Below are 4,159 nucleotides of genomic sequence, written 5' to 3' on the forward strand. Positions count from 1 at the left end.
CAACGAGTATCTCTTCCCCGGCGACGTGAAGGCGCAGACCCTGCGCACCCTGCAGAACGTCGAGGCGATCCTCGCCGCCGCCGGCGCGGGCTTCGGCGACGTACTCATGCTGCGGGTCTACCTCGCCACGCGCGACGACTTCGCGGCGATGAACGAGGCCTACGGGGAGTACGTCGGCTCCCGGGTCGCCGAGGGCGACATCCTCCCGTGCCGCACCACCGTGATGACCGGTCTGCCGCGCGAGGAGATGCTCGTCGAGATCGACGCGCTCGCCGTCGCTCGTTAGACCGGCTATCCGAGGACCTCGGCGAGCTCCTTGCCCAGATATGGAGCCAGCGTGCGGGCGTAGCGTGAGGTGATGTGGTTGCCGTCGCGGTAGACGATGACGTTGCCGATCACGGCCGGGCAGATCTCGTCCTCGCAGTAGAGGTGGGTCAGGTCGACCAGATGAGCGTTGGGATCGCGCTCGACCGCGTCGGGGTGCGGGTCCTCGAACAGCACGTCCGCACGCGGTCGGCCGCACGCCTCGCCGGCCGTCTCGGGGGAGTGCCGCTGGATGCAGCCCAGCGTGGTGCGCAGATAGTCGGCGTTGTCGGGCTCGAACATCGGGTTGTCGACGAGCGCGATGACCGGGACGTCCTTCGAGGGCCGGTGGCTCCAGGCCTCGACCATTCCCTCGACGGTGGACTCGTAGGGTGTCTCGCCTGCCACCGGCTGGGTCGTCTTGCGGGCCGAGTGGGTGACGATGATGCCGTCGAGGTCGCTCTGCTCGGGCGCGCGCAGGTAGGACTCGAGCTGCTTGTTCCACTCCGCGCAGGCCGGCCGGTTGTCGGCGATGTTCTGGCCGAGCGGATGAGTGTTCCAGTGGCAGGCGGCGCGTGAGGCGACGTCGATGCGCCAGTTGCGCTGGTCGCCGATCAGGTCCAGGGCACCGACGGGAGCGACCGCGTGGGAGTCGCCGACCATCAGCAGGCGCTTCTCGTAGCCCTCGACGGCGCCGTTCGGGCAGGCACTGAATCGCACCGGCCGCTCCTCGAAGGACCAGCACGGGCTCCGGTTGTCGTCGTCCTCACCGATCGCGGCCACCGCCGGGATCAGCTCGCCGCGCAGGTCGGGGTTGCGGCATTCTTCGCCTGTCGAGGTCACGGCGATCGCGGCCGCGCCCAGGCACTCGGTCGTGTAGGGGTCGGCGCTGGCGAGCTGTGCGGCGGCCTGGATCGCGTTCTTCTCGGAGCGGTCGATCGCGACCATCCCGCTCCAGCCGGCACCCACGGCGACGGCGAGGACGGTCAGCGTCGCGACCATCGCTCGTGGGCCGCCGGGCTTGATGACGTACGTCTGCACCTGGCGGGTCACCAGCCGGTTGGTCGCCCAGGCGAGCAGGGTCGAGACGGCGAGCACCCCGGCCGCGGAGACGATGGTGAGGCTCTCGCCGCCGGTGTAGTAGAGCCACGCGATCAGCAGCGGCCAGTGCCACAGATAGAGCTCGTAGGAGATGTCGGCGACGAACCGCAGCGGACGGGCTTCCAGCAGGCGCCGCGGACCTCGCGGCGACGGGGTCGAGCCGGCCATCACCAGCAGCGCTCCGGCGACCGGCCACAGCGCCAGCGGGCCCGGGAAGTGGTCCGCACCGTCCATCGCGAAGCCGCAGCTCACGACCAGGGCAAGACCGCCCCACGCGGCGTACGGCTTGATCTTCTCGGGCAGGCTCAGCCGACGGAGGGCGAGCGCGGTGAGGACGCCGGCGCCGATCTCCCAGAACCGGGTGACGGAGTTGAAGTAGGCGGCTGCCTGGTCGGCGCCGGCGACCTTGATCGCATAGGCGAAGGAGACCGCGAAGGCGAGGGCGGTCAGCACGAACAGCACCGGCGCGAGCCGCAGCCGGCCGCGGGTCAGCACTCGGAGCGCGAAGGCGGTCGCGACGATCACCAACGGCCACACCACGAAGAACTGTCCCTGCACGGCGAGCGACCAGAAGTGCTGTACCGGCGTCGAGGACGGGCCCGCCGCGCCGTAGGTGAGCTGGCTGGAGATGAGCTCCCAGTTGAGCGTGTACGTCGCGGCGGCGATGATCTCGCGGGTCGTCTGGGTCCACAGGGTCTGCGGGATGAAGACCACCATCAGTGCGGCCGTCGCGGCCAGCACGATCAGGGCCGGAGCGGCGAGCCGCGCGAACGTACGTCCGTAGTGCTCGCTCAGCCTGACCTGACCGCGCTCGGCCTTGCCGACGAGCGAGCGGGTCGCGAGGAAGCCCGAGATCACCAGGAAGACGTCGATGCCGCCCGAGACGCGGCCGTTGCCGAAGAGGTGGAAGGCGACCACGAGGCTGAGGGCGAGGCCGCGCAGGCCGTGGATCTCGCTGATGTGCCTAGATCTGGGGCTCTTCGGTTCGTCGGCAGGCAGCGGAGTCGGGGGCGTGGGGGAATCCGAGATGGCGGTCAAGTGATCGCAGTTCTAGTTCGAGTCGGGTGGGAGCCGTCGCACGCTAACAACCGACGGTGGCCGGAAGGGATACGGCAGTTATCGAGTCGGCACCGAGATCTCCTCAGAAACGCCTCACGTCGGCCTGGAACGAGATAGGTTGCACCCCGACGTGACATAGATCACATGCGGGGATCACATTCAGGACTGAGGAGTTCGACGATGAACACGCAGAAGCTCGGCCGCCTCATGGCGGTCGCCGCGGTCGCGACGCTGTCGACCGCATCGCTGGCAGCATGTGGAGGCAGCTCGGACGAGGGCGGCGGCGGCAACGCGGGTGGCACCGACGTCGGCGTGATCCTGCCCGACGCCACCACGTCGCCCCGCTGGGAGTCGCAGGACCGCCCCAACCTCGAGAAGGCGTTCGCCGACGCGGACCTGAAGGCGACGGTGCAGAACGCCCAGGGCAACACCGCGAAGTTCGGTCAGCTGTGCGACAGCATGATCAACGAGGGGGTGAAGGTCATCATCATCACCAACCTCGACTCCGAGTCGGGCGCCTCCTGCCTCAAGAAGGCGGCCGACGCGGGTGTGACGAGCATCGACTACGACCGCCTGACGCTCAACGGCGGCGCCTCCTACTACGTCTCCTTCGACAACGTGAAGGTCGGCGAGCTGATGGGCGCCGGCCTCGACGAGTGCATCACCGCGGCTGGCAAGAAGGGCGGCAACATCGTCTACGTCAACGGCGCGGCCACCGACAACAACGCGGCCCTGTTCAAGTCGGGCTACGAGAAGGCGCTCGAGGCGAAGATCGCCGACGGCACCTACAAGCTCGTCGGCGATCAGTCGGGGGAGTGGGACGCCACCAAGGCCGGTCAGGTCTTCGACCAGATGTACACCGCCAACAGCGGAAAGATCGACGGCGTGGTCTCCGCCAACGACACCATGGCCGGCGGCATCATCGCCCGGCTCAAGGCCAACAAGGTTCAGGGCAAGATCCCGGTGACCGGCCAGGACGCCTCCGTCGAGGGCCTGCAGAACGTGCTGCAGGGCTTCCAGTGCGGCACCGTCTACAAGAACACCGCGCTCGAGGCGCAGGCCGCCGCCGATCTCGCGATCGCGCTCATCGAGGGCGACGAGGCCGCCGCGAAGGAGCTCGCGACCGGCACCGTCGAGGACACCGAGGCCGGCAAGGACGTCCCCTCGGTCCTGGCCGAGCCCGTCTGGGTCACCAAGGACACCGTCAAGACCGTCATCGAGGACGGTCAGGCCGACGCCGCCGAGGTCTGCGCCGGCGCGATCGAGGCCCTGTGCGCCGAGAGCGGCGTCCCTCAGTGAGTCCGCTGCTGGAGCTGCGCGGCGTCGAGAAGTCCTTCGGCGCCGTGCAGGTCCTGCGTGGCGTGGACCTCTCGGTGCAGGCGGGCCGGGTGACCGCGCTCGTGGGTGACAACGGCGCCGGGAAGAGCACCCTGGTGAAGGGGATGGCCGGGATCCACCTCTTCGACGCCGGTGACTACCTCTTCGAGGGTGAGCCGGTGAAGGTCGCCAGCCCGAAGGAGGCCGCCGCGCTCGGGATCGAGGTCGTCTACCAGGACCTCGCGTTGTGCGACAACCTCGATGTCGTCCACAACATGTTCCTCGGCCGGGAGATGAGACGGCTGCGGCTGGTCGACGAGGACACCATGGAGCAGCGCGCCCGCGAGACGCTGGACGGTCTCTCGGTGCGTACGTTGAA

General features: G+C 68.8%; 4 protein-coding genes. 3 read left to right on the forward strand and 1 reads right to left on the reverse strand.

All coding sequences use genetic code 11. The features are described 5' to 3' along the window. A partial coding sequence (locus ACRDPS_RS18735; RefSeq protein ID WP_431503176.1) for a RidA family protein occupies window positions 1-286 on the forward strand: 286 nt, incomplete at its 5' end. Window positions 287-291: 5 nt separating this feature from the next. Here the strand turns inward: ACRDPS_RS18735 and ACRDPS_RS18740 are convergent. Then, window positions 292-2,442, reverse strand: coding sequence for an acyltransferase family protein (locus ACRDPS_RS18740; RefSeq protein WP_431503177.1), 2,151 nt, complete (start codon window positions 2,440-2,442; stop codon window positions 292-294). A 201-nt stretch (window positions 2,443-2,643) separates the two neighbouring features. Between ACRDPS_RS18740 and ACRDPS_RS18745 the strand changes: the two genes are divergently transcribed. Together ACRDPS_RS18745 and ACRDPS_RS18750 are read left to right on the forward strand one after the other, a co-directional pair. Next, entirely contained in the window at window positions 2,644-3,762 is a 1,119-nt protein-coding gene (locus ACRDPS_RS18745) for a sugar ABC transporter substrate-binding protein (RefSeq protein WP_431503178.1), read from the forward strand. Continuing rightward, the coding region (locus ACRDPS_RS18750) for an ATP-binding cassette domain-containing protein (RefSeq protein ID WP_431503179.1) at window positions 3,759-4,159 on the forward strand (401 nt) is incomplete at its 3' end. The genes ACRDPS_RS18745 and ACRDPS_RS18750, both read left to right, overlap by 4 nt.

The organism is Nocardioides sp., assembly GCF_050699375.1.
Lineage (GTDB): Bacteria > Actinomycetota > Actinomycetes > Propionibacteriales > Nocardioidaceae > Nocardioides.

Excerpts from the sequence above, each read along its gene's own strand:
- ACRDPS_RS18745 (WP_431503178.1), top strand. The coding sequence starts at position 2,644 with ATGAACACGCAGAAGCTCGGCCGCCTCATGGCGGTCGCCGCGGTCGCG.